The sequence below is a fragment of the Sinimarinibacterium thermocellulolyticum genome (assembly GCF_040327995.1).
Lineage (GTDB): Bacteria > Pseudomonadota > Gammaproteobacteria > Nevskiales > Nevskiaceae > Solimonas > Solimonas thermocellulolyticum.
In genome coordinates, this window is record NZ_JBEPIJ010000006.1 from 59,585 (window position 1) to 85,290 (window position 25,706).

Sequence of the window (25,706 nt, forward strand, 5' to 3'; positions counted from 1 at the left end):
AGGCATCACTTCAACCGATCCGCGTAATAGCGTCTGAGCTTCTCCACCTTGGGCGCGGCGACCGCGGCGATGTAGGGCTGCGTCGGATGACGCGCCGCGTAGTCCTGGTGATAGGCCTCGGCCGGGTGGAAGGCGTCGAGCTTTTCCAGCGTGGTGACGATCTTGTCGGGATAGACCTTCGCCGCGTCGAGCCTGGCGATGTAGCGTTCGGCGACGACGCGCTGCGCCTCGTTAGCGTAGAACACGGCCGAGCGGTACTGGCGGCCCACGTCGTTGCCCTGCCGGTTGAGCTGCGTGGGGTCGTGCGCGACCGAGAAGAACACCTTGAGCAGGGTGCCGAAGCTGATCTTCCTCGCGTCGAAGTCGATGCGCACCACTTCCGCATGGTTGGTCGTACCGCTGCAGACGGTCTGGTAATCGGCGGTCGCGGCGCTGTCGCCGGCGTAGCCGGACACCACGTCGAGCACGCCGTCGAGCTGACGATAAACCGCTTCGACGCACCAAAAGCAGCCGCCGGCGAGCACCGCCGACTGCCGCGCGCCGGCCTCGGGGCCGATGTCCTGGTCGGGGTCGGGAAACTCGGCCGGCGTCAGTGGATGGGCGCTGCCGCGCGAGGACGAGACGAGTGACATTGGGCGACTCCGTGCAAAAAGGCCGCCATCATTCTGACCCGCCTGGCGATGACTGTCGCCGGGTGCATCCCGCGACGCAGTGCCGCGCGACGCGCGAACGCCGGACGCCGGGCGGTCGGCGGGCACTACCCCCAGATTGAGCATGAAAATGAGAACGACTATCATCGGACATCTCGTTTGTTCATGTCGCCCGGTCACCCGACGCGGCGTTTGCGGGGAAAACCTTGGAAGGATTCGCCAGGACGAGCATGCTGGCCGCCGCAGTCTGCTGGCTGCTGCCGCTGTTGCAGCGCTGGCGTGCGGATCATGCCCTCGAATGGCGCTTGCTCGCCGTGCCGATGGCGGCGATCGCGCTGCTGATCTGGCTCGACGAGCGCGGCGCGGACGGGCTCGCGCACTGGGGCTTAAGCCTGGCCGCGATCGGGCTCGTCGACCTCGGTGCACGCGCCTTCAGCGGTCGGCACCTGCTGCGGCCGCCTCGCTGGACCGTGACCTCGGCTGCGCTGCTCGCGGCCGGCCTGTCGTGGCACGACGTGGAGGCTCAGGACGCGCCGCGAACGACGATCGCCGTCGAGGCGGCGGCATGGCCGGATGACGGACACCGCCCGTCGGCGGCATCGCCGCAGCGGCTGGACCCCATCGTCGTCACCGGCACGCACACCAAGCAACGGCTCGCGGATGCGCCGGTCGATGTCCAGCTCATCACCGAGCGCGAGATTCGCAACAGCGGTGCGCGCAATCTGGACGAGCTGCTCGAACGCGAGGGCCGCGTCACCGTGACGCGCCAGACAGCGCGCGGCACGCGCATCGAGATTCAGGGCTTGTCGTCCGAGCAGGTGCTGATGCTCATCGACGGTCGCCGCATGATCGGCCTCGTCAACGGCGCGGTGGATGTGACGCGCCTCGCCGTCCCCGACATCGAGCGCGTGGAGATCATCAAAGGTCCGGCGTCCGCGCTCGACGGCGCCGATGCGTTCGCCAGCGGGGTCAACGTGATCACGCGCAAAGGCGGCGTGGAGCTGGGCGGCATGGCCACTTGGGGTGGCGACGGCGATACCCGCGGCGAGGTCGACGCCAGCGACGAGGATGCCTGGGTCACTCGGGACCTGGTCAGCGCCACGCAGGTCGTCCCCGCCGACCCGGCGAACGACCCCATGGTCTGGGACCTCGCCCGGAAGCGCACCGACATCCAGCTTAGCGGCGGGGTCTCCGGCAGCGGCAACGTCGCCGTGCACGATGAGCGGCGCGACGACTGGGATGCACGCACCGCGGTACCGGCGAACGCTGAATGGCACACCGACGCCGCGGACGGTTACGCCCTGCTCACCGCACCGCCGCGTGGTCAGCGGCGTATGTACCTTCGGCGTCGACGGCGACTACGGCGGGCACGACTACGCCGGCTTCTGCGACAAGGGCAACGGCAACCACCACATCTCGCCGCGCGATGTCGTCTACCTGCTGCGCGCGAACGACGGCAGCACTTGGAAGCTGCGCATCCTCAGCTACTACGATGCCGACACCGGCGAGTCCGGCTTTCCCATCTTCGAATATGCACCCGTGACGCCATGACCGACACCCGCGCCCACAGCGCCGCCCACGCCCTCTACGCCGCCCGCCACCACGGCATCCTGTCGACGCTGTCGCGGGAAGTCGCCGGCTATCCGTTCGGTTCGGTCGTCAGCTTTGCGCTCGACCGCAGCGGCCTGCCGATCTTGCTGATCAGCAGCATCGCCGAGCACACGCGCAACCTCGAAGCCGACGCACGCTGCTCACTCGTCGTCACCGAACCTGGCGACGATGTCCAGGCCCTGGGCCGGCTGACGTTGATCGGCGACGCCGAGCCCGTGCGTGATGCCATCGAGGACGTGGCCGCGCGCTATTACGCGCGCTTTCCCGAGGCCGCCGACTACCACCGCACCCACGACTTCGCGTTCTGGCGCATCCGCCCGCGCCGCCTGCGCTACATCGGCGGCTTCGGCCGCATCCACTGGCTCGAACCCGATGCCGTCTGCCGCCGCAATCCCTTCGATGCCGCGCAGGAAGCGCGCATGATCGCGCACATGAACGCCGACCATGGCGATGCGATGCGCGACTACTGCCGCCTGTATGGTGTAGACCCCGGTGACACCCAGCCGCGCATGAGCGCGGTCGACGCGGACGGGGCCGACCTCATGCTCGGCAAGCGCCTGCTGCGCATCCGCTTCGACACACCGGCGACGACGAGCGATGCCGTGCGCAAGGCCCTGGTCGATCTCGCCCGGCGCGGTCGCACCTGACCCGCTCCGAGGCGCCCACGCCACCTGCCAATCCGCATCACGAATCGGTTAGCGTACGGCCCCACCACGCTGACCGCTCGTCATGTCCGCAAAGCCTGCCGCCGCGCAACAGCTCGCCCGTAAGCTCGACGACCGCAGCGCAACCGTCGGCGTCATCGGCCTGGGCTATGTCGGCCTGCCGCTGGCCTTGCAGTTCGAAGCCAGCGGCCTGAGGGTGCTTGGTTTTGACATCGACGCCACCAAGATCGAGCGGCTGCGTGCCGGGCAGAGCTACATCAATTACCTGCCCGCGGCCACGATCGCGGCCGCGGTCGGCCGTCGCCTGCAGGTCACCAGCGACTTCGACCGCTTGGGCGAGCCGGACGCACTCATCGTCTGCGTGCCCACGCCGCTCAACCGCCACCGTGAACCGGACCTCGGTTACGTGACTCGCACCGCGGACCAGATCGCCCGCCACCTGCGCGCCGGCCAGCTCGTGTCGCTGGAGAGCACCACCTACCCCGGCACCACCGACGAAGAACTCAGGCCGCGGCTCGAGCGCACGGGCCTGACGGTCGGCGAGGACGTTTTTTTAGTGTTCTCGCCGGAGCGCCAAGACCCGGGCAACACGCGCTATGGCCCGCACAACATCCCCAAGATCGTGGGCGGCTGCACGCCGGCCTGCCTCGAACTCGGCCAGCGGCTCTACGGCCTGGCGGTGAGCCAGGTCGTGCCCGTCAGCTCGCCCAAGGTCGCGGAACTCGCCAAGCTGCTGGAGAACATCCACCGCGCGGTCAACATCGGCCTGGTCAACGAAATGAAGATCGTCGCCGACCGCATGGGCATCGACATCTTCGAAGTCATCGACGCCGCCGCGACCAAGCCCTTCGGCTTCGTGCCCTACTACCCGGGCCCGGGTCTGGGCGGGCACTGCATCCCCATCGACCCGTTCTACCTCACCTGGAAGGCCCGCGAATACGGCGTGCACACGCGCTTCATCGAACTCGCCGGCGAGATCAACCGCGGCATGCCGCTCTGGGTGCTGCACAAGCTGGCCGAAGCCCTCAACAATGTCGGCAAGGCCATTCGCGGCGCGCGCGTGCTGATCATCGGCATCGCCTACAAAAAAGACGTGGACGACCTGCGCGAATCACCGGCCCTGGAGCTGCTGGACCTGCTCGAAGAACGCGGCGCCCACGTCGACTACCACGATCCGCACATCCCGCATATTCCGCCGATCCGTCGCGGCCGCTACGACCATCGCAGCATTCCGCTGACCGCGCAGGCCGTTGGGGCATCCGACCTCGTGCTGATCGCCACTAACCACTCGGCCGTGGACTACGACCTCATCGCCCGACACGCCGCGCTCATCATCGATACGCGGGGCCAGTATCGGGGGGGCCACCCCAACGTCGTTCACGCCTGAAAGCGGGCCGGCCTGCACCGCAACTGACAAACTGCGTCACATACCGACAAAACCTGCCCACAGCCGGCAGTAGAAAAAATCCACCCCGCGGCGCAAATCACGGAAGAATCGAGATGTGCGGTGCAACATGCGCGCTGGCATGACCCGTGCTCGGCAACACGACGCACCGGGAGACGTTCCGGTGCATCCACCATCCAATTGGAGATGTCATGAAAAAGCAACAGGGCTTTACGCTGATCGAACTGATGATCGTCGTTGCGATCATCGGCATCCTGGCCGCCATTGCGATTCCGGCGTATCAGGACTACACCATCCGTGCACAGGTGTCGGAGGGCATCAACCTTGCCGCCGGCGCCAAGACCGCGGTCGCCGAAGTCTTCCAGGACAGCGGTACCTTCCCTGGCAGCAATGCGTCAGCCGGCCTGTCCCAAGCGGCCAGCATCACCGGCAAGTACGTGACGCAGGTGGCGGTTGGCGCCAGTGGGGTCATCACGGCAACCTACGGCAATGAGGTCAACACCAAGATTGCCGGCGGCACCTGCACCATGACGCCGACGGACGCCGGCGGCAGTGTGGAGTGGGACTGCACCTGCTCGTTTGCCACCAAGTGGCGCCCGAACGCCTGCCGCTGAGCGAGACGGGCAGCGCCGAGCACCGGTGAGGACAGTCTGCACGACCTGATCGAGTGCATCCGTTTGGAGTGGTCGAACGGATGCCTCGTCGATCACGTTGCCGCACGGACTCGCGGCGGCGCCGTGAGTCCTAGGAATGCCTGACCGTGTTTGCAGCGCCAAGGACAGGACCCGGCAGGTCCGTGTCATCGACCCGCCGGGTCCGCTTCAGGCCAACTGTGGAGACCTACCCAAATGGGCAACGGGGACGAAGGCTTCACATTGATCGAAATGATGATCGTGATGGCCATCATCGGCGTCCTCGCCGCGGTGGCCATTCCGGCGTACCAGCTGTACCTGGTGCGAACACAGGTCGCCGAGGGCATCTCGCTGGCTTCGGGGCTGAAGACGGCGGTCGGTGACTATCGGGCCGAGCGTGGCGTGCTGCCCGCCAATATCGCCGACGTCGCCATGTCGAGTAGTGTCACCGGTGCATACGTCACGCGCGTCTCGATCGACAATGGCGTGGTGAACATCGAGTACGGCAATCGCGCCAGCGCGCATCTTGCCGGACGAGTTCTCAGCATTCGGCCGGCCATCAACGAGGCCAACGACATCAGCTGGATATGTGGGTACGCGCCGGCTCCCGCAGGGATGACGGTCAGTGGCGTCAACACCACTGACGTCGAAGCGCGTTATCTCCCGGGGGCGTGCCGCTGACGCCGTCTCCGGCCCAGTCGGGCCCGCAGGCACGCCGGTCCGTCTCCTGGATGATCCCGGATCGATAAGCATCGTGACTTCAAGCCATTCCGGCGCGCCGCGTCGCCGATGGGCCGCTGCCGGCCTGCTTTTGCTGACCCTGCTCGTTTTGTACTGGGCTTACGCGCCGGGCATCACGGGCTCTCCTCACTTTGACGACTGGCCGAACCTCAACGGCCTCGACAAGGTCGAAACGCCGCTCGATGCGGCCGGCTTCGTACTGTCGGGCAGAGCCGGGCCTGTGGGCCGACCGCTGGCGCTGGCCAGTTTTCTGCCTCAATCCTCTGCCTGGCCCGCAGACGTCGGCGCACTGATTCAGGTCAATGTCTTCATTCACCTGATCAATGTGAGCCTCTTGGCGTGGCTCAGTTGGGCCGTGATGTCGGTTCATGCGGCACCCATCGTTCGTCAGCGGGCAGTATGGCTGGCGCTCGGTGTGGCCGCGTTATGGGGCAGCCTGCCCCTGCTGGCGTCGACCTCGCTGATGGTGATCCAGCGTATGACGTCGTTGGCCGCGACGTTCACCCTGCTTGGCCTGATCGGCTTCGTATATGGCACCAATCTGGCCCGCCGCGAGCCGCTATCGGGTGTACTGCTATGCCTATGCAGCCTGGGCGCAGGGACGGTTCTCGCTGTGTTGTGCAAAGAGAATGGCGCCCTGCTGCCGTTGTACGCTGGTCTGCTGCTGATGGTGCTGCCGAGGCCGCAGCACCGCACATATAAGGCAGCGTGCGCGATCGGGATCGGCGCGCCCGTCGCCGCGATCGCCGCATATCTACTCTATCGAGTCACCGATCCGCCTTCGGTGATCCGAGATTACGACACCTCGCAGCGGGTGGCCTCGCAACTCGTCATCCTCTGGGAGTATTGGCGGCACGTCCTCTTGCCCTCGCCGAACGCGTTCCACCCTTTCCATGACGGCCGGCAGGCCGTTTCGTCCTGGGCGAACACTGCGGTCATCGTCGCCGGCTTGCTGTGGGCGGCGGCAATCGCCGTCGCGATATTGACGCGCAAGCGCAGCGTGCTCCCCGCGTTCGCGATCGGCTGGTACTTGGGTGGGCACGCGCTCGAGTCCACCGTCTTGCCGCTCGAGCTTTACTTCGAGCACCGCAACTACGTGCCGATGATGGGCCCTTGCCTGGCGCTGTTCATCGGGTTGGCGCAGCTGCCCCGTGCCTGGCAGCGTCTGGCTTGGTTTGCGGTGGCGGCCTTCACCGCCCTGCAGGTTTTGGTGCTCTACGCGGTCGCGGACCTCTGGGGAAGACCGCGCGTGGCCGCTGAGATCTGGTACGAAGCCAACCCCCGTTCGACCCGAGCGGCTCAGCATCTGGCGCGCTTCTACGCGGCCGAGGGCGATCATGCCGGGGCGTACAAAATCATTGATCGCACCTTCCAGCAAACCAACCGGAACACCGCGCTGGCCCTGCAGCGGATACAGATGCGATGCGCCGCCGGACGGGACATCCGAGATTTACTCGCCGACGATCGGATGGCAAAACTACTGTCGGAAGGGCAGTTCAGCTCCGCCGTGCTGTCGGGACTGGACAGCCTGCACGAGCTCGTGGCCGACGCGCGCTGCTCGCTGACCACAGACGATCTGATCGAGATGATCGAGCGCCTCAGAGCGAATCCAGCCTATTCGTGGCCGACATCCCAAGTTTCAATGCTGCTCACCCTCAGCCGCCTCTATCGGCACCCCGAGGATTCGGGCCGCATCGTGGACGCCATCAATCAAGCCTATCTGATCGATCCGCAGCCTGAGATCGGGCTCGACCTGGTCGTCGCACTGCGCAATGCCGAACGCGATTGCGAAGCGCTGGTGTTCCTTCAGAACACCATCGACCATCCTCCCGAATCGTGGAACCTGGTCACCAGAAAGCGCATGATTCCTGTATACGAAAAATTCCGCGCATCGATGCCGATCGACGAATGCGCGGTCGATGTTCCGGCGTCGAGTGTGTTTCCAACCACGGCGCGCTGAGGCGCACGACAGGCGGATTGCGCTTTTGGTCGTCCACCGAGCCGACAATCGGAAACAATCGTGCTGCACGGGCCCCAAAGTAACGACCGAAGTCGGCAATGAGTCAGGAAACGGATTACCCGATGCTCGTCTTCGGCAGCCCCTCGATCGCAGACGATGAAGTCGCGGAAGTCGTAGCGTGCCTGCGCTCCGGATGGCTCGGCACGGGCCCCAGAGTCGCACGCTTCGAGGCTGACTTCGCCGCCTACAAGGACCTGCCGGCCAGCCGCGTGGCGGCAGTCAACTCATGCACCGCGGCCTTGCATGTCAGCATGATCGCGGCCGGCCTCGACCCTGGCGCGGAAGTGATCACCACGCCCCTGACCTTCTGCGCCACCGTCAATGCCATCATTCACGCCGGCCTCACACCCGTGCTGGCCGATGTCGACCCAGTGACCCAGTGCATTTCTCCGGCAGCCATCGAAGCGGCGATCACGCCACGCACGCAGGCGATCCTGCCGGTCCACTTCGCCGGCCGCCCCTGCGACATGGACGCGATCATGGCCATCGCGGACAAGCACGCTCTGGTGGTCATCGAAGACTGCGCGCACGCCATCGAAACGGAGTATCGCGGCCGTAAGGCCGGTACCTTCGGGGATTTCGGCTGCTTCAGTTTTTACGTCACGAAGAACGTGGTGACCGGCGAGGGTGGCATGATCATCGGCCGCAGCGAGGCGCATATCGCGCGCGCCAAGGTGCTGGCGTTACATGGCATGAGCAAGGATGCCTGGCACCGGTTCGGCGACAAGGGGTACAAGCACTATCAAGTCGTGGAATGCGGCTTCAAGTACAACATGATGGACCTGCAAGCGGCCTTGGGCATCCATCAACTGGCGCGCGTGGAGCAGAACTGGCTCCGCCGCCGAGCAGCATGGTCCTTTTACCAGAACGCACTGGCAGACCTGCCGATCACGCGCCCCGCCGAACCGCAAGCCGACACCCGTCACGCCTATCACCTGTACACCATCCTGATCGACGAGGATCGCTGCGGGATCACACGCGACACCTTCCTGGACCGGATGAACGCGGCACGCATCGGCACCGGCGTGCATTACCTCTCGATACCGGAACATCCCTACTATCAACAGCGCTTCGGCTGGAAGCCGGAGCAGTGGCCAACTGCCCGGCGAATCGGGCAACAGACTGTGAGTTTGCCGCTCTCTGCGAAGCTACAGGACGATGAGCTGGGTCGCGTCTCCACTGCCGTGCGAGATCTGATCGCGACCGGCGGTTGACCGTGGCCCCAGGCGCAACGCGCACCAGCTGACCATGACCATTCTCGGCAAGTCGAGTACTCGAACCGTTCTGGCTATCACAGCCATCGGGCTATCGCTCGCTTTCCTCGGCACACGAATCGCGGGGGACCCCACTACCGGCGAACTTCTCAGCCATTTTCCGCCTCAGGTGCTACTCATCGCCGTAATCGCATCGCTGCCGATGTATTGGCTGAAAGCCAGCTATCACGCGAGTATCGTGCACAGTCTCGACCCGCATACTTTCGACCGTCCTCGTGTCATCGCCGTTTATCTCCAAGCCCAGCTGGTGCGTTACCTTCCGGGAAAGGTCTGGGGACTGGTGTACCAAAGCGGGCAGATGGCTAACCGCCATGCGCCCAGCATCATCATCACGGCCAACTTCGTCCAGACGTTGACGACCAACGTGATGGCTGCGTTCCTCATCCTCGCGCTGGCGGGGAGCGTACTAGCACACCCCGCATTGCTCCTTCTGCTGCTGGCGGGGCTGCTGGCGCCTGAGTGGCTACATCGTGCCCCAGGCCTGTGGGCAACGTTAGCGCGGACTACCGCGCGATGGCTGCCAGCACTCGGGGCAGCAGGTACGCCGGGACCGGCAGCACCCATCCGCTGGTCCGGGACAGCGATGCTCGCCTCGGAATGGTTCTTCTACTTTCTGATGTTCTTCGTGCTTGTCGGCGACCGCTGCCCTCTTTGGGCAGTTATTTTCACAGGAACCTGGTATGCATGCGCGTCGCTGCTTTCGATGTTCGCCGTGGTCGTGCCGGCCGGTCTCGCTGTTCGTGAAGCACTTTTCGTTGCTAGCCCGGCGCAGTCGGCTCTGTCTGCCACGGAGCTGGTGGTTCTGGCGGTTACACTGCGTCTGCTATCGATCGTCGCTGAATTGCTCGTGGCGAGCGCCGCCGCGGTTTGGTTACGTATCAGCCGGAAATAACGCGACGACATGACGGGCGACCACGGCCAGCAGTACTGGAACCAGCTGGGAGCTCTCGATCCGGACATCGCTGTCATTGACCCAGCGGACACTAAGGGGCTCAAGTCGAGGTATATCTCGGACCTACGCGACGAAGCCTTCCGAATTGGGCTGGCGCGGCATGGGGTATATCGTGGTGATGTTCTGGATTTCGGCTGCGGCACCGGCAGCTCGTCGATCCCCCTGCTGCGACACGGCCATCGCGTTGTCGGGCTTGATATCGCCAACGCTCTCCTGACACACGCGAAAGCACGGCACCGGCACGACTCGGCGCTATGGGTACAGATCGATGGACGGCGACTGCCCCTGCGCGACCGGGCTTTCGACGCCGCGATCTGCTACGTGGTTCTCAGCTATGTCACGGACGATGCGACCGTAATCGACTTGCTGCGGCAGTTGCGCAACGCACTTCGTCCACAGGCGCCGATGCTTATCCTGGAACAGGTTCGCAGTCGACGCGCACTTGTCGAGCAAGGCCGCAAGATCCATCGCTCGGTGCATGAGTGGACTCGACTGCTGGAGGTGGCCGGCTTTATCGATGTATCCCCGCGCGTACTTCGCCATGGCCGCTTTCCGATGATCCCCTTGATCCGGCAAGGCCTCATCCCGAAGCGATTCTGGCCCTTCATCCGTCGACTGGAAGCCCTGACCGGAAAGACGTGCGGGGTTCTGCCGTGGGACTACGCCGAAGTGCTGTTCGACGCCCGCGCATGATCGCGATCATCGGCGGCGGCCCGGCGGGAATAGCGCTCGGAAGGAACCTTGACCGACTGGGAATGCCGTGGACTTTGTTTGAGGCTAGAGACCTTGCTTCGACCTGGAAGCGGGCGCCGCCCGAACTGACTGTTCTCAGCCCTTGGTGGACCAACATCCTGTCGGCCCGGTCCCTTCTCAAGCATTGGCCGCTGAGGAAAGTGCCTGCACGCTTGTATGCCAGCCATCTCGAGGAGCTGGCCCGCGACCTCCGAGGATCGGTCGTAGAGAATACTGCAGTAACCCGAATCATGACCGAAGGTGACGGGCGCTGGAGCTTGCTGGATCAAGAAGGACGGCACTTAGGAACATACGACGCGGTAGTCATCGCAACTGGGTACTTCTCCAATCCCAAGCCGCCGTGCCCGGACTTTTCGCATGATGGCAGCAGACCCGTCCTTCACGCCGCAGAACTCCGCGACTACGGAAGTTTGTTGTCGCTCGTCGATGAGCCCGGCTCCAAGGGGCCTGTGCTGGTGGTCGGACGTCGGGTCACCGCTGGGCAGATATTGATCGCCCTCACAGAACGGAACATCCCGACCGCGATCAGCCTGCGCTCCGCGACCGAGTACAGGCGCTCCGGAATGGTGGCGTGGCTGCGTGAGATGGCCTACTACGTGTGGGAAGAACTCGAAGCTTGGCGCCATCCGCGATTACGTCGCAATTCCTATCCCCCGATGGAAGGGGGGCGACTTCGGCGACTCATCGAGTCTGGCCGGATTCCGAAGTTCGGCGTGCCGCGCACTTTGCGCGATGGCGTTGTTCAGTTCCACGATGGCTCACAGCTCCCGGTCGGAGCCGTCGTCCTTGCCACCGGATACGCTCCGGCCGTGTGCCCATTTTCGAACGTCGTCGACCTGCAGCCCGATGGGCGCTTTCGTACCGTAGGGGATTACGAATCCATGTGTGCTCCGGGCGTGTATCTGCTCGGCTATGACAATCTCTACGATCATCGCAGCCGCTACCTGCGAGGCATCCGTCTCGATGCGCGCCGCCTGGCCCGGCTACTCTATCTTCGCTACTCGGCCTCGGCCTTATCGCGGACGGGTTCGCTACGCTGACCACGGATTCGATGGCGTAGCGAGTACAGCGCAGCGAATGCTGTCCCGCGCCAGTTCAGTGCCAAGTCGGAAACCCAGTCCGTCATTGCCTCCCCGCCCCACATCTGCTTGTACCGCAGGAGGCTGGGATGCGGGGAGTGCAGGAAGTCGAACGACCGCAGCCCGGCGGCACGGGCGGCTTCCAGCATTCGCAGAAAAAGCAGGTCCGATGCGTACAAGCTGCGCGCCGAGTCCGCATGTGCACCGTGCAGGTATAGCCCCCGGTCTCCATAGCGCGCACTGCAGACAAACCCCACCACAACACCGTCCTTCTCTGCGACGTATCCCGCCAGCGGTGCCAACGCTTCGAAATAGGCTCTCGTGTAGTGGGCGGTGCCGCCCTTGCGTTGAACCGTCGATTGATACAAGCGGTGCATGGCCGCGCCATCACCAGCGACTGCAGGGCGGAGATTCAGAGCTGTCCGGCTCAACCGATTCTCGGTCCGGCGCCCCTTGTCGAACTGCCGGACATGCCAGCGCTGCAGATCCCTGATGCGACATGCAGAAAGCGGGTAACGAGCGAAAGAGAGGCTATCGGAGACTGGTTCGTTCGCCTGAACGCGCAAGGCATGCACGCCCATCTCGCGCGCTATTGTCCTCAGCCGGGCGATCGACATCGGCTGCAAGGCCTCGCAGCCTGCGACGAAATTCAGGTAGCCGATACGCCAAGGCCCTCGTCTAAAGACGGTTAGCTGAAAACCCTCGTCAAGCGGATAGACCCGAGCAGAGAGCGTCGATTCGATCAGATCGATCCAGGCTCTGCTCGCAAGATCAAGCATGGCGCACTGTGCTCCCACCCTACTTGGCGCTTGAGCGCAACACGAGCAGCCTGTCGACAATGGCAGTAATGGAGAACGCGTGAGCCAACTGCCGGACTCCGGCAGCGAAACGGGGCGCCCCTTCACTGCATGCAACGCCGATGGCTGCCTTGATCTCCACCGCGCTGGCCTCCTTTGCCAAGACGCCCCCAGTAGGTTCTTTCTGCAACAGCGCTGGCAGATCGCCTACAGGGCTCGCAACTACCGGACATCCGAGCTTGACTGCATCCGAGAACACCACCGGGATACTCTCGATGCGAGAAGGGATGATCAAGTAATCAGCACGCAGGATGGCCTCCTCGGCTGCGGCTTTGTTGAGATAGCCGCGCAGCTCGACCGGGCGACCCGCGGCGCGCAGCTCGGCGACGCCTTGTTTCACCAGCCCTTCCAGCGGGCCGCCGCCACAGATTTCGACGCCCTCGATTCGCTGCCAGTCTTCGCGGGAGAGCAGCTTCAATGCGTCGATCAGCAGATCCACGCCCTTGTTGGGGTGCCAACGGCCGAGGAACAGCAGGCGGTACGGCGGGGCGGACTTGAGCGGCGCGGTGCGCGTGCGTTCGATGCGCCGGGTACTGGGCAGGAACTCCACCTCGCGCCCTGCTATGCGGCGGGTATCTTCGGCCAGCGCGAGTCCGTCGGAATAGCACCTTTGCGCGGCGTGGAGTACGCGTCTTAAGTATCCACGAACCACGGGAATGCGCCCGAGCGTCCAGATGTCACTGCCCAAAGTCCACACCGAGTAAGGCAAGCCGGTCTCGAGCGCGATGCGCCTGGCCCAGTGGCCCGAGGGCAATGCCCAGAGCGCGAGGATATGGGCGGTCGGCCCGGCGCGCACGGCGGTTCGCGTTGCCCGAAGACCTGCCGCCATGACGCCGGCGATGGCAAGCAGATCTGCTGGTTTCCCGAGCTTGAGCGTGGACAGTGGCTGTGCGGGTGCGGCATAGCGGAACACGTCCACGCCATCTCCCCACATCTCGCGCGCATCCGACTTCCCCGGGGCCACGACCCGCACGGGCACATGCCGGGAGAGCTCTTCCGCCAGATCGGAAACGAACGAACCGGCCGCTTCGCTCCCGTCTCCCGTGAGGGGAAAGGATGTGGTGACGATCACCAGCGCCCGATCACCGCTCATCGCTTGGTCGCCCTGACGAAGTAACCGGCCGTGACGGCCGGCCAGGCCGGGAGGAAGCGCCCCGCCAACCACGCTCCAATGTTGAGGAGCGGCACCGCGACGGCGATCGCCGGCACGAATACCACCGCCGGGCTACGGCGACGCAGTGCCTCGATCGCCATGCCTCCGAGCGCCAGGCAGGCCAGCAAGCCTGCGGTCTCTGCGGAGCCCAGTCGCGGCTCCAAGCGCTCTACCAGGAAGCCGCACGCCTCTAGGTCGCGCCGCAGCCCATGCGCCGTGTAGCGCTGGTAATCATGGGGGGCATCGTGAATGGGGTACAGGAACGGGATCGTCAGCAAAAGGCATCCGCCGGGCCTGAGCACACGCCCCGCCTCGCTCAAGGCCTCGCGCGGGAACCGCAAGTGCTCGACCACCTCGAACAAGGTCACCACATCCACGCTCGAGCTGGCAAACGGCAGACGGGCCGCATCGGCGAACACGCAGGGGCGCGCGTGATAGAGCGCCTCTCCGGTGGGCGGGTAGTCCAAGCCCAGGTACTGAACCCCCGGAGCAAGGGCGTGCTCGACCCACCGGTCTGCGCAGCCGATGTCAAGAAGCCGGCACGGCGGCAACTCGCGCAGTAAAACGAGCTCCGGTCCGGCTCCTGCCAGCAACCACTGCGGATGCAGCGGCGTCCGGCGCAGGGCGCCCAGATATCTGCGCAGGACGTGCGGCAGCACGCTCAGTTCCTCGATTCGCTATAGACCAAAGCCGTGATCTGCTCCGACACCAGGCCGATCAGAAAGACGATCACCGCGGCGCTGAACAGCAGCACGCTCATGTTGGTGAACCGGCCCGCGGTGAAGTAGGTGTATCCGTAATACCCGAGCCCGAGCGCGAAGAAGGCGCTGGCCACGGGTGCGAAGAGCTTGATCGGGCTGTAGAGGGTGGCGATCTTGAAGATGATCAAGAGAAAGCGCAGGCCGTCGCGTAAAGGGCGCACGTGGCTCGCGCTGCCCACGCGCCGGTAGACGGGGATCGGCTCGTAGGCCACGGGATAGGCGTTGCGCAGAAACGCCATGGTGATCGTCGTCGGATACGAGAATCCGTTCGGCAGCAGGTACAGGAACTCACGGAACTTGTCGGCGCGCACCACGCGAAAGCCGGACGTGAGGTCACGGATGGCAAAGCCGGTCATCCAGCTCGCGAGCCAGTTGTAGAACGCGTTGGCGAGGCCGCGCTGCACGCTGGCCTGGCCGTCGCGGCCGCGGGCGCCGACGACCATGTCGAAGCCTTCGTCGAGCCGGTCCAGCAGTCTTTGGATCAGCGCGGGATCGTGCTGGCCGTCGGCGTCCATGAAGACCAGGCGCTCGCCGCTGGCGGCGCGCGCCCCACGTTTGATGGCCGCGCCGTTGCCCATCGAGTACGGCGTCGCGAGGCGCCGGACGCCGTGACGCGCGCACACCGCGGCGGTGTCGTCGGTGGAACCGTCGTCGACGACGATGATCTCGGCCTCGGGGTGCAGCGCGCGCAGCTTGGGCAGCAGCGCGGTCAGGGCCGGGGCTTCGTTCTTCGCGGGCAGGATGATGCTGAGGGTGGACACGTTGCGAACTCGGCGCATGGCGCAAGGGGCGCCGGCAAGTGTAGTGTGTCCCGCGCGCGCGCGCCCCGACCGCCTGCGGCCCGTATCGCCGCGGCCGTCCCCCGACCGATTGACTCGTCCACGTGAGCTCCTATAGTGGGCCGAGTCATTGCCTTCAGACCTGCTGCATGACCACCGCCCAGCAGACCCAACCCAGCATCTACCTCAGCGGCCTGGCGCGCCGGCTCGTCGCCGAGGGCCTTCTGGGTGAGGACGCCGCACGGACGTATCAGCACAAGGCCCAGAAGGAAGGACGCCTGCTGGTTTCAGTGCTCGTTGAGGCGAAAGCCGTGAAGCCAGCCGCGATCGCCCAAGCGGCCAGCCTGGAGTTTGGGGTACCGCTACTGGATCTGTCCGCCGTCGAAGTCGATTTGTCGGCGGCCAAGGAGATCAGCGAGAAAGTCCTGCGCAAGGCGCACGCCGTGCCGCTGTTCAAGCGCGGCAAGAAGACGTATGTCGCGGTCTCGGACCCGACCAATCTCGCGGCACTGGACGAGATCAAGTTCGCCACCGGCCAGCAGACGGAGGCGATCGTCGTCGAGGAGGACAAGCTCGCCAAACTTTTGGAGGCTGCGATCCAGGCGCAAAGCGAAGTCCAGATGAATCTCGGCGACGAAGGCCTGGAGGATCTGCAAGTCGAGGGCGGCGACGAGGGGCAGGGACACGATGTGTCCAAGGCCGATCCCGAAGACGCACCCATCATCCGCTACGTCAACAAGATTCTGGTCGATGCGATCAACCAGGGCGCCTCGGACATCCACTTCGAGCCCTACGAAAAAAACTATCGGATCCGCTATCGCCGCGACGGCGAGCTCAAGACCGTGGCACAGCCACCGATTTCGCAGGCGATGCGCATCGCCGCCCGCGTCAAGGTGATGTCGCGTCTGGATCTGGCCGAGCGCCGCATCCCGCAGGACGGGCGCATCAAGTTGCACCTGTCCAAGACCAAAGCGATCGACTTTCGCGTGAGCACCTGCCCCACCCTGTTCGGCGAAAAGATCGTCTGCCGCATCCTCGATCCGTCCAGCGCAAAACTCGGCATCGACGCGCTGGGCTATGAACCGGAACAGAAGGAGGCTTATCTCAAGGCCCTGCAGCAGCCACAGGGCATGATTCTGGTGACCGGCCCCACCGGCTCGGGCAAGACAGTGTCGCTGTATACGGGCCTGAACATTCTCAATACGGACGACATCAACATCTCCACCGCCGAGGATCCCGCGGAAATCAATCTGCCGGGCATCAACCAGGTGAACGTCAACCCCAAGGTGGGGCTGACCTTCGCCGCGGCGCTCAAGGCCTTTCTGCGCCAGGATCCGGACGTGATCATGGTGGGCGAGATCCGCGACCTGGAGACGGCCGAGATCGCGATCAAGGCGGCGCAGACCGGCCACCTGGTGCTGTCCACGCTGCACACCAACGACGCCCCGCAGACCATCGTGCGCCTGATGAACATGGGCGTGCCGGCCTACAACCTCGCCTCCACGCTGACCCTGATCATCGCCCAGCGTCTGGCGCGGCGGCTGTGCAATTACTGCAAGCAGCCGGCGGACATCCCGCGCGCGGAATTGATCCGTCAGGGCTTCACCGAGGCGGAGATCGACGCGCCGGGCTTTCAGGTGTACCGCGCCGTGGGCTGCGACCAGTGCGAGAATAGCGGCTACAAGGGACGCACCGGCATCTACCAGGTGATGCCGTTCTCCGAGGCGATGGGGCGCATCATCATGGAGGGCGGCAATGCGATCGACATTGCCGATCAGGCGCAGAAGGAGGGCATCAAGGATCTGCGGCAGTCGGCGCTGATCAAGGTGCGCAACGGCGTGATCGACCTCGTGCAGGCCAATGCCTGCACCGTGGGTGATTGATGGGTGACGGATGGGCCACCGAGCCGCCTGCGCCTGCGCGGCACCGCGCGCGCGTCCGGCTTATGATTCCGACGGTGAACACGTCCAGCTAGCAGGGAGCGACGATGGCGCAGGCAGTGGCGACCAAGACGGTCAAGGAAGCGATTTACCGCTGGGAAGGCCTGGACCGTAAGGGCAATCGCGTCAAAGGCCAGTCTCAGGGGCCGTCGGACAACTTCATCAAGCAGCAGTTGCGCAGGCAGGGCATCGTGCCGGTGTCGGTGCGCAAGCAGTCGGCCCTGCTGGGGCCGCGCAAGAAAAAGGTCACGGCGGGCGACATCGCAATCTTTCTGCGCCAGATGGCGACGATGATGAGCGCGGGCGTGCCGCTGGTGCAGTCGCTGGAGATCGTCGGCCGCGGCCACGACAACCCGAGCGTCGGCGAGATGATCATGGGCATCAAGGCCCACATCGAGGCGGGCAATTCTTTTGCGTCGGCGCTGGGCCAGTTCCCCCTGCACTTCGACGACCTGGTCGTCAACCTGGTCGATGCCGGCGAAAAGTCGGGTACGCTGGAAACCCTGCTGGACAAGGTGGCGACGTACAAGGAAAAGACCGAGGCCATCAAAAAGAAAGTCAAGAAGGCCCTGACCTATCCCACCGCGGTGATCGTCGTCGCCTTCATCGTGACGGGCATCTTGTTGTACTTCGTCGTGCCGCAGTTCCAGGAGCTGTTCCAAGGCTTCGGCGCCGACCTGCCGGCGTTCACGATCATGGTCATCAATCTGTCCAAGTTCGTACAGGCCAAGTGGTGGCTCATGCTGGGCATCATCGGCGGCACGGGCTTCGCACTGTTCGAGGCCAACCGGCGTTCGGCACGTTTCCGCAAGTTCAAGGATCGGGTCTTGCTCAAGGTCCCGGTGTTGGGCGACATCCTCTACAAGTCGGCCGTCGCCCGCTACGCCCGCACGCTGTCCACGATGTTCGCCGCCGGCGTGCCTCTGGTCGAGGCCATGCCTCCGGTCGCCAAGGCAACCGGCAACATCGTGTTCCAAGACGCGGTGATGACGATGCGCGACCAGGTCGCAACCGGTCAGCAATTGCAGCTCGCGATGCAGCAGTCCGGCCTGTTTCCGAACATGGCCACGCAGATGATCGCCATCGGCGAGGAGTCGGGTTCGCTCGATGCGATGTGCGCCAAGGTCGCGGATTTCTACGAGGCGGAGGTGGACAACCTGGTCGATGCGCTGTCCAGTCTGCTGGAACCGATGATCATGTCCATCCTCGGCGTGCTGGTGGGCGGCCTCGTCGTGGCCATGTATCTGCCGATCTTCAAGCTCGGTCAGGCCATTTGAGCGCGGCGACGCTCCGCGAACCCGTGTCGGCCGTAAGCACGAGCGCCGGCGCACGGCGGGCCGGCAGGGGCGCTGCCGGTGTCTGCCCGGCTCCGACTTCGAAGCGACGCTGCATCCGCGGGCGCAATGTGCGGCTACCGTCGGCCTGGACGCGGTGTGCGCGCCGCCGAGGCGCTGCGAGAGGACTTCGAATCTCATGACCTTGATCGATGCGCTGCGCACCCACCCCGGCCTGTTGATATTCACGTGTGTGCTGCTCGGCCTGATCGTCGGCAGCTTTCTCAACGTGGTGATCCTGCGTCTGCCGCGGATGATGGAAATGGCCTGGCGTCGCGAGGCGCGGGAGCTGCTGGCATTGCCGGCGGCGGATGAGCCGCCGCTGTCGCTGCTCAAGCCGGCGTCCACTTGCCCGCAATGCGGGGTGGCGATCAAACCGTGGCACAACGTGCCGATTCTCGGCTGGCTGTGGCTGCGCGGCCGCTGCGCGAATTGTCGGGCGCAGATCTCGGTGCAGTATCCGCTGGTGGAGCTGGCCTCCGGCGTGCTCGCGGGCTTGTGCGCGCTCGAGTTCGGCTGGAGCGTGCAGCTCGCGGCGGCGCTGGTGTTTTCGTGGGTGCTGCTGGCGCTGGCGGTGATCGACCTGCGCACGAGCCTGCTGCCGGATGATCTGACACTGCCGCTGTTGTGGCTGGGCCTTCTGCTCAGCCTGCTGCCGGTGTTCGCGACGCCCGAGGCCGCGATCATCGGCGCCGCCGCCGGCTATCTGAGCCTGTGGAGCGTGTTCCAGTTGTTCAAGCTCGTCACCGGCAAGGAGGGCATGGGCTATGGCGACTTCAAACTGCTCGCGGCGATCGGCGCCTGGCTCGGCGCCTCGGCGTTGCCGATGGTGATTCTGCTCTCGTCTTTGGTCGGCGCGGTGATCGGCATTGGCATGATCGCGTTCATGCGCCACGACCGGCGCGTGCCGATCCCGTTCGGGCCTTATCTCGCCGCGGCGGGCTGGCTGGGGATGATGTACGCAGATGCGCTTGAGGGGATGTAATTGAGCAGCGTGGGGTTGTAGGGCCAGCGTGATGCGCCTGACGCTGCTCTGGCGAGCATTGCTCAAGCCGGACCTGGCGCAACGACACCGCCGTGGTTGATCGCTTGCCCGGCCATCCGCGGACGGGCGCTCGGAGCCATAGACGATGCCATTCAAGGCATCGCCAAAGCACGGCTCCTAAGCCCAGGTCTGCGTCACCGGATCGGCGTGGCGCCACAGATACCAGCTCGCCACGGAGCGGTAAGGCGCCCACTGGCGGGTGATACTCAGCGTTCTGCGGTCGGAAAGCTTGCGACCCTTGCCGTAGAGCTGGTCGACGCCGCGGCGCAGGCCGACGTCGTCCATCGCGAACAGGTCGAGCCGGTGCAGCGCGAAGATCAGGAACATCTCCGCGGTCCAGCGCCCGATGCCGGGCAGCGCATCGAGCAGCTCGATCGCCGCCTCGTCGTCCAGGCGCTTGAGACGCGCGAAGTCGAGCGCACCGCTCGCCGTCTGCGCACCGAGGAACTGCAGCCACTTGGCCTTGGATTGTGACAGGCCGCAGGCGCGCAGCGCGCCGATCTGGGCCGTCGCCAGACGCTCGGCAGAGATGCGACCGCGTTCGCCGAAGGCGGCGACGATACGGGCCTGGATGGTGTCGGCCGCGCGGCTGGAAATCTGCTGGCTGATGATCGAGGCGCATAGCACCTGGAAGGGCTCGCGCCGCTTCGCGGCGAGACCGCAGGGACCATAGCGCTCGATCAGCGTGCGCATCACTGGGTCGCGGTCGGCGAGGTGCCGCTCGGCCTCGCGCAAACGCGCCTCGATCGAGGACATGCGGGTTCCCCGAGCGACGGCAGCGCCCCGGCCTTTGCCGGGGCGCCGCTGCGCAGGACCTTACAGCGTCTGCTGGCCGCTCAGCCGGAAGCGATAGGTGACGCCGGCAGCCAGGTCGTTGGACTTGTCCGGCGCGACATCGCGGTCGGTGTGCCGCGCCGCCGCGTACACCTCGAGTCCTTGCAGCACCTCGTGGAACAGCCCCAGCGAGTACCCGTTGCCCTCGAACGGCGTCGCCTCGGTGTTGCCATAGGCGGCCGCCACGCGGGTCTTGGGCGCCACGCGCAACCAGCCGGAGGCGAAGTAGTAGTCACGATTCTCGCCATCGCGCAGATCCAGCGGCTCCCACGATGCGCCGACGCCCCAGGATTCGCGGCTGTACGCGGCGTGGACGCGCGTCGCCTTGACTGCGCCGCTGCCGGGGATACCGATCGCCTGGAAGTTGGTGTTGGAACGAATGTCCAGATACTGCGCTCCGGCTTGGAGCCGGCCGGACAGCAGATCGCCGTTCCACTCGGCGCCCACGCCGTAGTCGTGGTCGTCGTCGGGACGATCGTTCTCGTTCATGAAGAACGCCGCATTGACGCGCACGCCCATGAATTCCGGCGAGACGTAGGCGAGCTGGTTGGCGATGAAGCCGTTGCCGCTGAGGTCGCTGGTCAGGGCGGACAGGCCGTAGCTGGGTCCGCGCACGGCCGCCGGTGAGCCGCCGAAAGCGGCGCCGCTGATGGTGCCGATCGCGGTGTTGTAGAAGGGATCGAGCTTCTGGCCTGCGAGCTTGTAGGCCGTGGGCGCGCGTCCGTACAGCGCCGTGCCGTAGGGGCTGCTCACGCTCAGGTAGGACTGGCGCACCGTGTCGTCGTCGACCGTGGCGTCGTCGTCGGCGTCGAGGCCGCGTTCGTAGACCAGGGTCGCCGCATACCCGCCGTCGCGGGTGGTGATCATCACCCCGGCGTGCGAGTTGGTGCTGTCGAACACGTTGCGCCGCGGGCTGCCGTCGGCGTCGTAATGGGTGTAGGCGTAGCGCAGATCACCGTAGAGCTGGCCTTCCAGCGTGGCGGCCTGGGCACCGAGTGCGCAGCTCGCCATAGCAACGGCGAGAGCGCTGCGACGAATGACCATCTGCATCGACGTTCTCCTTCTGGTTTGCGGTGGGGTCCGATGACGCAAGCAGGTCCGATATTAGCCGCTCTGACGGTGAATGTCCCGGCGTAGGCCCCGAGCCCGCGGGCGTGGCCAGGGACTAGAATGACCATTCACGCCGGAGCCAGCCGTGTTGTTCAGCTTCTTCTTCACCTTGCGTGCCGCCGGGCTCAAGCCGTCTTTGAGCGAGTTTCTCACGCTGCTCGAAGCGCTGGCCAAGCACGTCGCGATCTTCTCGCTGGAGGATTTCTACCACCTGTCGCGTGCGGCGCTGGTCAAGGACGAGACCCAGTTCGACCGTTTCGATCGCGCGTTCGCGGCCTATTTCAAGGGCGTGGAGGCGGTGACCGGCGAGCTGTTCGGCGAAATTCCCGAGGAATGGCTGCGCAAGATGGCGGCGCGTCATTTCACCGAGGAGGAGAAGGCCAAGATCCAGGCACTCGGCGGGCTCGACAAGCTGATCGAAACGCTCAAGCAGCGGCTCGAGGAGCAGAAGGGCCGTCACCAGGGCGGCAACAAGTGGATCGGCACCGGCGGCACCTCGCCATTCGGGCACGGCGGCTACAACCCCGAGGGCATCCGCATCGGCGGTCCGGGCGGCGGCAAGTCCGCAGTCAAGATCTGGGAGAAGCGCGAGTACCGCAACCTCGACGACAGCATCGAACTGGGCACGCGCAACATCAAACTCGCGCTGCGCCGGTTGCGCCGCTTCGCCCGCGAGGGTGCACCGGAGGTGCTGGACATGGACGACACCATCGCCAGCACGGCGCGCAACGCGGGTTACCTGGACATCAAGATGGTGCCGGAGCGGCACAATGCGGTGAAGGTGCTGCTGTTCCTCGACGTCGGCGGCTCGATGGATCCGCACGTGCGCGTCTGCGAAGAACTGTTCAGCGCCTGCAAGACCGAGTTCAAGCACCTGGAATACTTCTACTTCCACAACTTCCTCTACGAGGCGGTGTGGAAGGACAACGCGCGGCGCCACAGCGAGAAGATTCCAGTATTCGACATCCTTCACAAATACACACCGGACTACAAGGTCATCTTCGTCGGCGATGCGACGATGAGCCCCTACGAGATCGTGCATCCGGGCGGCAGCGTCGAGCACTGGAACGAGGAAGCCGGCGCGGTGTGGTTCAAGCGCGTGATGAACGTGTTTCCCAAGCTGGTCTGGCTGAACCCCGAGCCACCATCGCACTGGGAGTACACGCCGTCGGTGCAACTGACCAACGAGCTACTGGGCCCGGAGCGCATGTTTCCAATGACGCTGGCCGGGCTGGAACAGGCGATGCGGAGGTTGACACGCTGAGACGACGGCCGGCGTGCAGACCCCCGAGCCCGTTCGGGCCGAGTGCCGCGGCGTCAGGCGCGGTGTATCGAGACCGCGGATAGGCGGCTGCCTCTGGATACGCTTCGTGGAGGCGCGACTCGATGCGAACGAGGCTGGAGGAGACGAGGATGAAAGCCACACACTGCATTCCCGTGCTGCTGACCGCATTCGGCATCGTCGCCTGCGGCGGCAACGGCAACGGGCGCGGCGGCGCCGCGCCGCCGCCGGCCTCGACCGGGCTGGCGGACTGCACGGCGATCGCGAGCGAGGACTACGTCACCCGCAACGATCTGATCGACGGCGCGCGCAAGGACAGCGCGCAATTGCTGCTGCGCTTCGTGCACTCCACCGATGACCACATCATCGACGACGACGGCCAGGCCATCAACGGCGCCTCCGCGCTCGATCCGCTGCACCCCAGCTTCGAGTCGGCGCAGCGTCTGCAGGAGGAGTACGCCGACGAGGTGCTCAATGACATGATCTTGCGCGTCAACGACTGCCACGCGCGCCATCCGGCGGAATTCATGATCGTCACCGGCGACATCGCCGATCTGACCACGGTGGCCGAGACGCGGCGCTTCATCGACAACCTCGACGGCCGCTTCGATCAGATGAGCGCGTTCGAGACGGCCTGTGTCGAGCGCCTCGGCGACGGTGCCTCGGCCGAAGAGATCGCGCTGCAATGCACCCGCTTCACCGGCCGCGGCGTCGCCGACACGCAGGCGCCGGACCCCGATCCAGACGATCCGAGCTTCCAGTTGATTCTCACGCGCATGGTGCGTCAGTTGCTCGCGACCGAAGAGGCAGCGCTCTCGGGCCGCGCGGCCGACGGGTCGACCGACCCGTCGCGACAGACCGCGACACGTTCGCCGGGCTTGCCGCAAGTGCTGCGCTGCGACGCCGGAGCGGGCTGTGCGAACGCACGGCTCGCCATGCCGTGGTACGTCGCCTTCGGCAATCACGACGGCTATGTGCGCGGCACCGTCGCGCTGACGCTCGGCGTCAACGAGCTCTCGCAGCTCACCGGGCGCCACTACATGCTCGATGCGCACGAGTTCATCGACGAGTTCTACTTCACGCAGCCGACGCCCGGCCCGCTCGGCCACGGCTTCAACTTCGCCGACCTTTCCCGGCGCATGGACGGCGACAGCCGCAACGACGGCTATTACGCGACCGACGCCGCCGGCGGCCGCGTGCGCATCATCGTGCTCAACACCATCATCGACGGCGTCGACCCGCGCATCCCGCTCGATGTGCTGCGCAATCCCTTCGCCCTGTCCGACGGCTCGCTCGACCGCGCGCAGTTCGACTGGCTCAAGGCCGAGCTGGCCGCCTCCGCAACGCGCGGGCAGCTCGCGCTGGTGTTCTCGCATCATCCGGACCTGACGTTTGCCGAGTACGGCATGTTCGGCGCGCTGGTGCCGATCGAGGTCACCGCCGCGGAACTCGATGCCGAACTCGCGAGCTGGCCGCACCTGATCGCCTGGGTCGCTGGTCACACGCACCAGCACCGCATCCGCGCGTTCAAGGTGAGCGACGGCATCGGCAGCAACGGCGAGATCGAGGCCGCGGTCGAGTGCAAAGGGCCGGGACCCTGTGTCGGCTTCTGGCAGATCGAGACCGCATCGCTGATCGACCACCCGCAGGAGCAACGCCTGATCGAGATTCTCGACAACGGCGACGGCACCGGTACGATCCGCGCCTCGGTGCTGCAGCACCAGTTCGATCGAGCAAAGGCGTTGGCCGAGGCCGATGATCGCTGCGCGCTGTATCTGAGCGATCCGGCCGCGGTCGCCGCCGCGATCAGCGAAGCGAACCTCGATGCACTGTGCCGGCAGGGCGGTGTGCGTCCGGGCACGCCGGCCGATCGCAACGTCGAGCTGATGTTCCGCATGCCCGGTCGTTAGAATCACCTTGGATGCAGCGGAGTCCCGAGGCTTGAAACCATCGATGCGGCGGTTCCTGAGACGCTGGCTGAGCCTCGGCGTCTTGATCTTCGTGCTCGCCGTTCTCGGTGCCAACCGCTGGGTGATCAACAGCACCGACTCGTACATCTACAAGGACTGGGCGCTGCTGCCGTTCAACGAGGTCGGCGTCGTGCTCGGCACCAGCAAGTACCTGCAGAGCGGCAAGCCCAGCCCCGAGTTCCGCTGGCGCGTGGCCGCCGCCGCCGAGCTGTACAAGAACGGCAAGGTCAAGCACCTGATCGTCAGCGGCGCCAATCCGGACGAGACCTACAACGAGCCGCGCCAGATGTATCGCGAGCTGGTGGCCCAGGGCGTGCCGGCGTCGGCGATCACGATGGACTTCGCCGGATTTCGCACCTTCGATTCGGTGGTCCGCGCACGCGCGGTGTTCGGGCTCGACCGCTTTACCGTCATCACGCAGAAGTACCACAGCTATCGCGCGGTGTTCATCGGCCGCAAGATGAACCTCAACGTCGTCGCCTACCTTGCGCCCGCAACCAGCGACGGCGGTCCCGGCAACCGCCACCCGCTGCGCGAGATCTTCGCGCGGACCAAGGCGGTGCTCGACATCTTCCTGCTGCGTACCGAGCCGCGTTTTCTCGGTGATCCGCAGCCGATCCAGCTCGCCCCCGAGGCCGAACCGGCCTGAATGCGTGCAGCGGCATGGCCCGGCGGCGGCATGCTGCATTGCGATCAGTTCTGATAATCGTTATCGTTTGCCTCAAGTGTGATTGATCTGCCGTCTGCGCTGCGGAGACGGCGTGCAGGCCTTGGCGAAATACATGCGTTTGTTGACCATCGCCGCATTGGCCTGGGCCACGGCGTGGGCAGGGGCTGCCCGGGCGGCGGAAGAAGCGCC

Annotated in this window: 23 protein-coding genes and 2 pseudogenes; 18 read left to right on the top strand and 7 right to left on the bottom strand. The window is 65.3% G+C overall.

The window, feature by feature from the left end:
• Positions 1-5: 5 nt before the first annotated feature.
• Positions 6-632 (bottom strand): peptide-methionine (S)-S-oxide reductase MsrA, encoded by a 627-nt coding sequence (msrA, locus tag ABSH63_RS07015; RefSeq protein ID WP_352888585.1) that lies wholly within the window; start codon positions 630-632, stop codon positions 6-8.
• 338 nt (positions 633-970) lie between these two features.
• On the opposite strand from msrA, the pseudogene ABSH63_RS07020 reads away from it, so the two are divergent.
• From ABSH63_RS07020 to ABSH63_RS07075, 12 genes and pseudogenes are all read left to right on the top strand, one after another.
• Positions 971-1,600, top strand: a pseudogene (locus ABSH63_RS07020) (TonB-dependent receptor plug domain-containing protein); the annotation flags it as partial.
• Between the two features lie 289 nt (positions 1,601-1,889).
• The gene (locus ABSH63_RS07025) at positions 1,890-2,201 is read left to right on the top strand and encodes an HmuY family protein (protein ID WP_352888740.1); all 312 of its coding nucleotides are present in this window, start codon (positions 1,890-1,892) and stop codon (positions 2,199-2,201) included.
• A 29-nt stretch (positions 2,202-2,230) separates the two neighbouring features.
• A pseudogene (locus ABSH63_RS07030) lies at positions 2,231-2,623 on the top strand (HugZ family pyridoxamine 5'-phosphate oxidase); the annotation flags it as partial.
• Between the two features lie 57 nt (positions 2,624-2,680).
• Entirely contained in the window at positions 2,681-2,908 is a 228-nt protein-coding gene (locus tag ABSH63_RS07035; protein ID WP_352888741.1) for a DUF2470 domain-containing protein, read from the top strand.
• A gap of 82 nt (positions 2,909-2,990) precedes the next feature.
• Positions 2,991-4,313, top strand: coding sequence for a nucleotide sugar dehydrogenase (locus ABSH63_RS07040; protein ID WP_352888587.1), 1,323 nt, complete (start codon positions 2,991-2,993; stop codon positions 4,311-4,313).
• A gap of 209 nt (positions 4,314-4,522) precedes the next feature.
• Positions 4,523-4,945, top strand: a complete 423-nt coding sequence (locus tag ABSH63_RS07045) for a pilin (protein WP_352888742.1) — start codon at positions 4,523-4,525, stop codon at positions 4,943-4,945.
• Between the two features lie 234 nt (positions 4,946-5,179).
• Positions 5,180-5,644, top strand: coding sequence for a pilin (locus ABSH63_RS07050; protein ID WP_352888588.1), 465 nt, complete (start codon positions 5,180-5,182; stop codon positions 5,642-5,644).
• Positions 5,645-5,774: 130 nt separating this feature from the next.
• On the top strand, positions 5,775-7,664 hold the full coding sequence (locus ABSH63_RS07055) for a hypothetical protein (RefSeq protein WP_352888590.1): 1,890 nt from the start codon (positions 5,775-5,777) through the stop codon (positions 7,662-7,664).
• 98 nt (positions 7,665-7,762) lie between these two features.
• Positions 7,763-8,938 carry a DegT/DnrJ/EryC1/StrS family aminotransferase gene (locus tag ABSH63_RS07060; RefSeq protein ID WP_352888591.1) on the top strand — a complete coding sequence of 392 codons (1,176 nt, stop codon included), beginning with the start codon at positions 7,763-7,765 and terminating at the stop codon, positions 8,936-8,938.
• Positions 8,939-8,972: 34 nt separating this feature from the next.
• Positions 8,973-9,890 (top strand): hypothetical protein, encoded by a 918-nt coding sequence (locus tag ABSH63_RS07065; RefSeq protein WP_352888592.1) that lies wholly within the window; start codon positions 8,973-8,975, stop codon positions 9,888-9,890.
• 9 nt (positions 9,891-9,899) lie between these two features.
• Complete coding sequence (locus tag ABSH63_RS07070) at positions 9,900-10,643, top strand: class I SAM-dependent methyltransferase (protein ID WP_352888593.1); 744 nt, start codon at positions 9,900-9,902, stop codon at positions 10,641-10,643.
• Complete coding sequence (locus ABSH63_RS07075) at positions 10,640-11,743, top strand: NAD(P)-binding domain-containing protein (protein ID WP_352888595.1); 1,104 nt, start codon at positions 10,640-10,642, stop codon at positions 11,741-11,743. The genes ABSH63_RS07070 and ABSH63_RS07075 overlap by 4 nt, the downstream gene beginning before the upstream one ends.
• On the opposite strand, the gene ABSH63_RS07080 is transcribed toward ABSH63_RS07075, so the two are convergent.
• Genes ABSH63_RS07080 through ABSH63_RS07095 form a run of 4 tightly spaced genes read right to left on the bottom strand, consistent with a single transcriptional unit; the run spans position 11,701 to position 15,314 of the window.
• Positions 11,701-12,561, bottom strand: coding sequence for a GNAT family N-acetyltransferase (locus ABSH63_RS07080; RefSeq protein ID WP_352888597.1), 861 nt, complete (start codon positions 12,559-12,561; stop codon positions 11,701-11,703). The genes ABSH63_RS07075 and ABSH63_RS07080 overlap by 43 nt on opposite strands.
• Before the next feature lie 19 nt (positions 12,562-12,580).
• Positions 12,581-13,732: a glycosyltransferase gene (locus ABSH63_RS07085; protein ID WP_352888598.1), complete on the bottom strand. Its 1,152-nt coding sequence runs from the start codon at positions 13,730-13,732 to the stop codon at positions 12,581-12,583.
• Positions 13,729-14,451: a class I SAM-dependent methyltransferase gene (locus ABSH63_RS07090; protein WP_352888599.1), complete on the bottom strand. Its 723-nt coding sequence runs from the start codon at positions 14,449-14,451 to the stop codon at positions 13,729-13,731. The genes ABSH63_RS07085 and ABSH63_RS07090 overlap by 4 nt, the downstream gene beginning before the upstream one ends.
• A gap of 2 nt (positions 14,452-14,453) precedes the next feature.
• Positions 14,454-15,314, bottom strand: coding sequence for a glycosyltransferase family 2 protein (locus ABSH63_RS07095; protein WP_352888600.1), 861 nt, complete (start codon positions 15,312-15,314; stop codon positions 14,454-14,456).
• 167 nt (positions 15,315-15,481) lie between these two features.
• Here ABSH63_RS07095 and pilB point away from each other — a divergent pair, with 167 nt between their 5' ends.
• The 3 genes from pilB (at position 15,482) to ABSH63_RS07110 (ending at position 19,591) form a co-directional block, all read left to right on the top strand.
• A complete protein-coding gene (gene pilB, locus ABSH63_RS07100; protein WP_352888601.1) occupies positions 15,482-17,215 on the top strand; it encodes a type IV-A pilus assembly ATPase PilB in 1,734 nt (577 codons plus the stop codon).
• A 104-nt stretch (positions 17,216-17,319) separates the two neighbouring features.
• On the top strand, positions 17,320-18,549 hold the full coding sequence (locus ABSH63_RS07105; protein WP_352888602.1) for a type II secretion system F family protein: 1,230 nt from the start codon (positions 17,320-17,322) through the stop codon (positions 18,547-18,549).
• Between the two features lie 196 nt (positions 18,550-18,745).
• Entirely contained in the window at positions 18,746-19,591 is an 846-nt protein-coding gene (locus tag ABSH63_RS07110) for a prepilin peptidase (protein WP_352888603.1), read from the top strand.
• Positions 19,592-19,768: 177 nt separating this feature from the next.
• Here ABSH63_RS07110 and ABSH63_RS07115 read toward each other — a convergent pair whose 3' ends face one another.
• Positions 19,769-20,407, bottom strand: a complete 639-nt coding sequence (locus tag ABSH63_RS07115; protein ID WP_352888604.1) for a DNA-3-methyladenine glycosylase family protein — start codon at positions 20,405-20,407, stop codon at positions 19,769-19,771.
• A gap of 60 nt (positions 20,408-20,467) precedes the next feature.
• Positions 20,468-21,535: a porin gene (locus ABSH63_RS07120; protein WP_352888605.1), complete on the bottom strand. Its 1,068-nt coding sequence runs from the start codon at positions 21,533-21,535 to the stop codon at positions 20,468-20,470.
• Positions 21,536-21,680: 145 nt separating this feature from the next.
• Here ABSH63_RS07120 and ABSH63_RS07125 point away from each other — a divergent pair, with 145 nt between their 5' ends.
• From ABSH63_RS07125 to ABSH63_RS07135, 3 genes are all read left to right on the top strand, one after another.
• Positions 21,681-22,859: a vWA domain-containing protein gene (locus tag ABSH63_RS07125; RefSeq protein WP_352888606.1), complete on the top strand. Its 1,179-nt coding sequence runs from the start codon at positions 21,681-21,683 to the stop codon at positions 22,857-22,859.
• Positions 22,860-23,008: 149 nt separating this feature from the next.
• The gene (locus ABSH63_RS07130; protein ID WP_352888607.1) at positions 23,009-24,787 is read left to right on the top strand and encodes a metallophosphoesterase family protein; all 1,779 of its coding nucleotides are present in this window, start codon (positions 23,009-23,011) and stop codon (positions 24,785-24,787) included.
• A gap of 43 nt (positions 24,788-24,830) precedes the next feature.
• Positions 24,831-25,496 (top strand): SanA/YdcF family protein, encoded by a 666-nt coding sequence (locus tag ABSH63_RS07135; RefSeq protein WP_352888608.1) that lies wholly within the window; start codon positions 24,831-24,833, stop codon positions 25,494-25,496.
• The last annotated feature ends 210 nt before the right edge of the window (positions 25,497-25,706 follow it).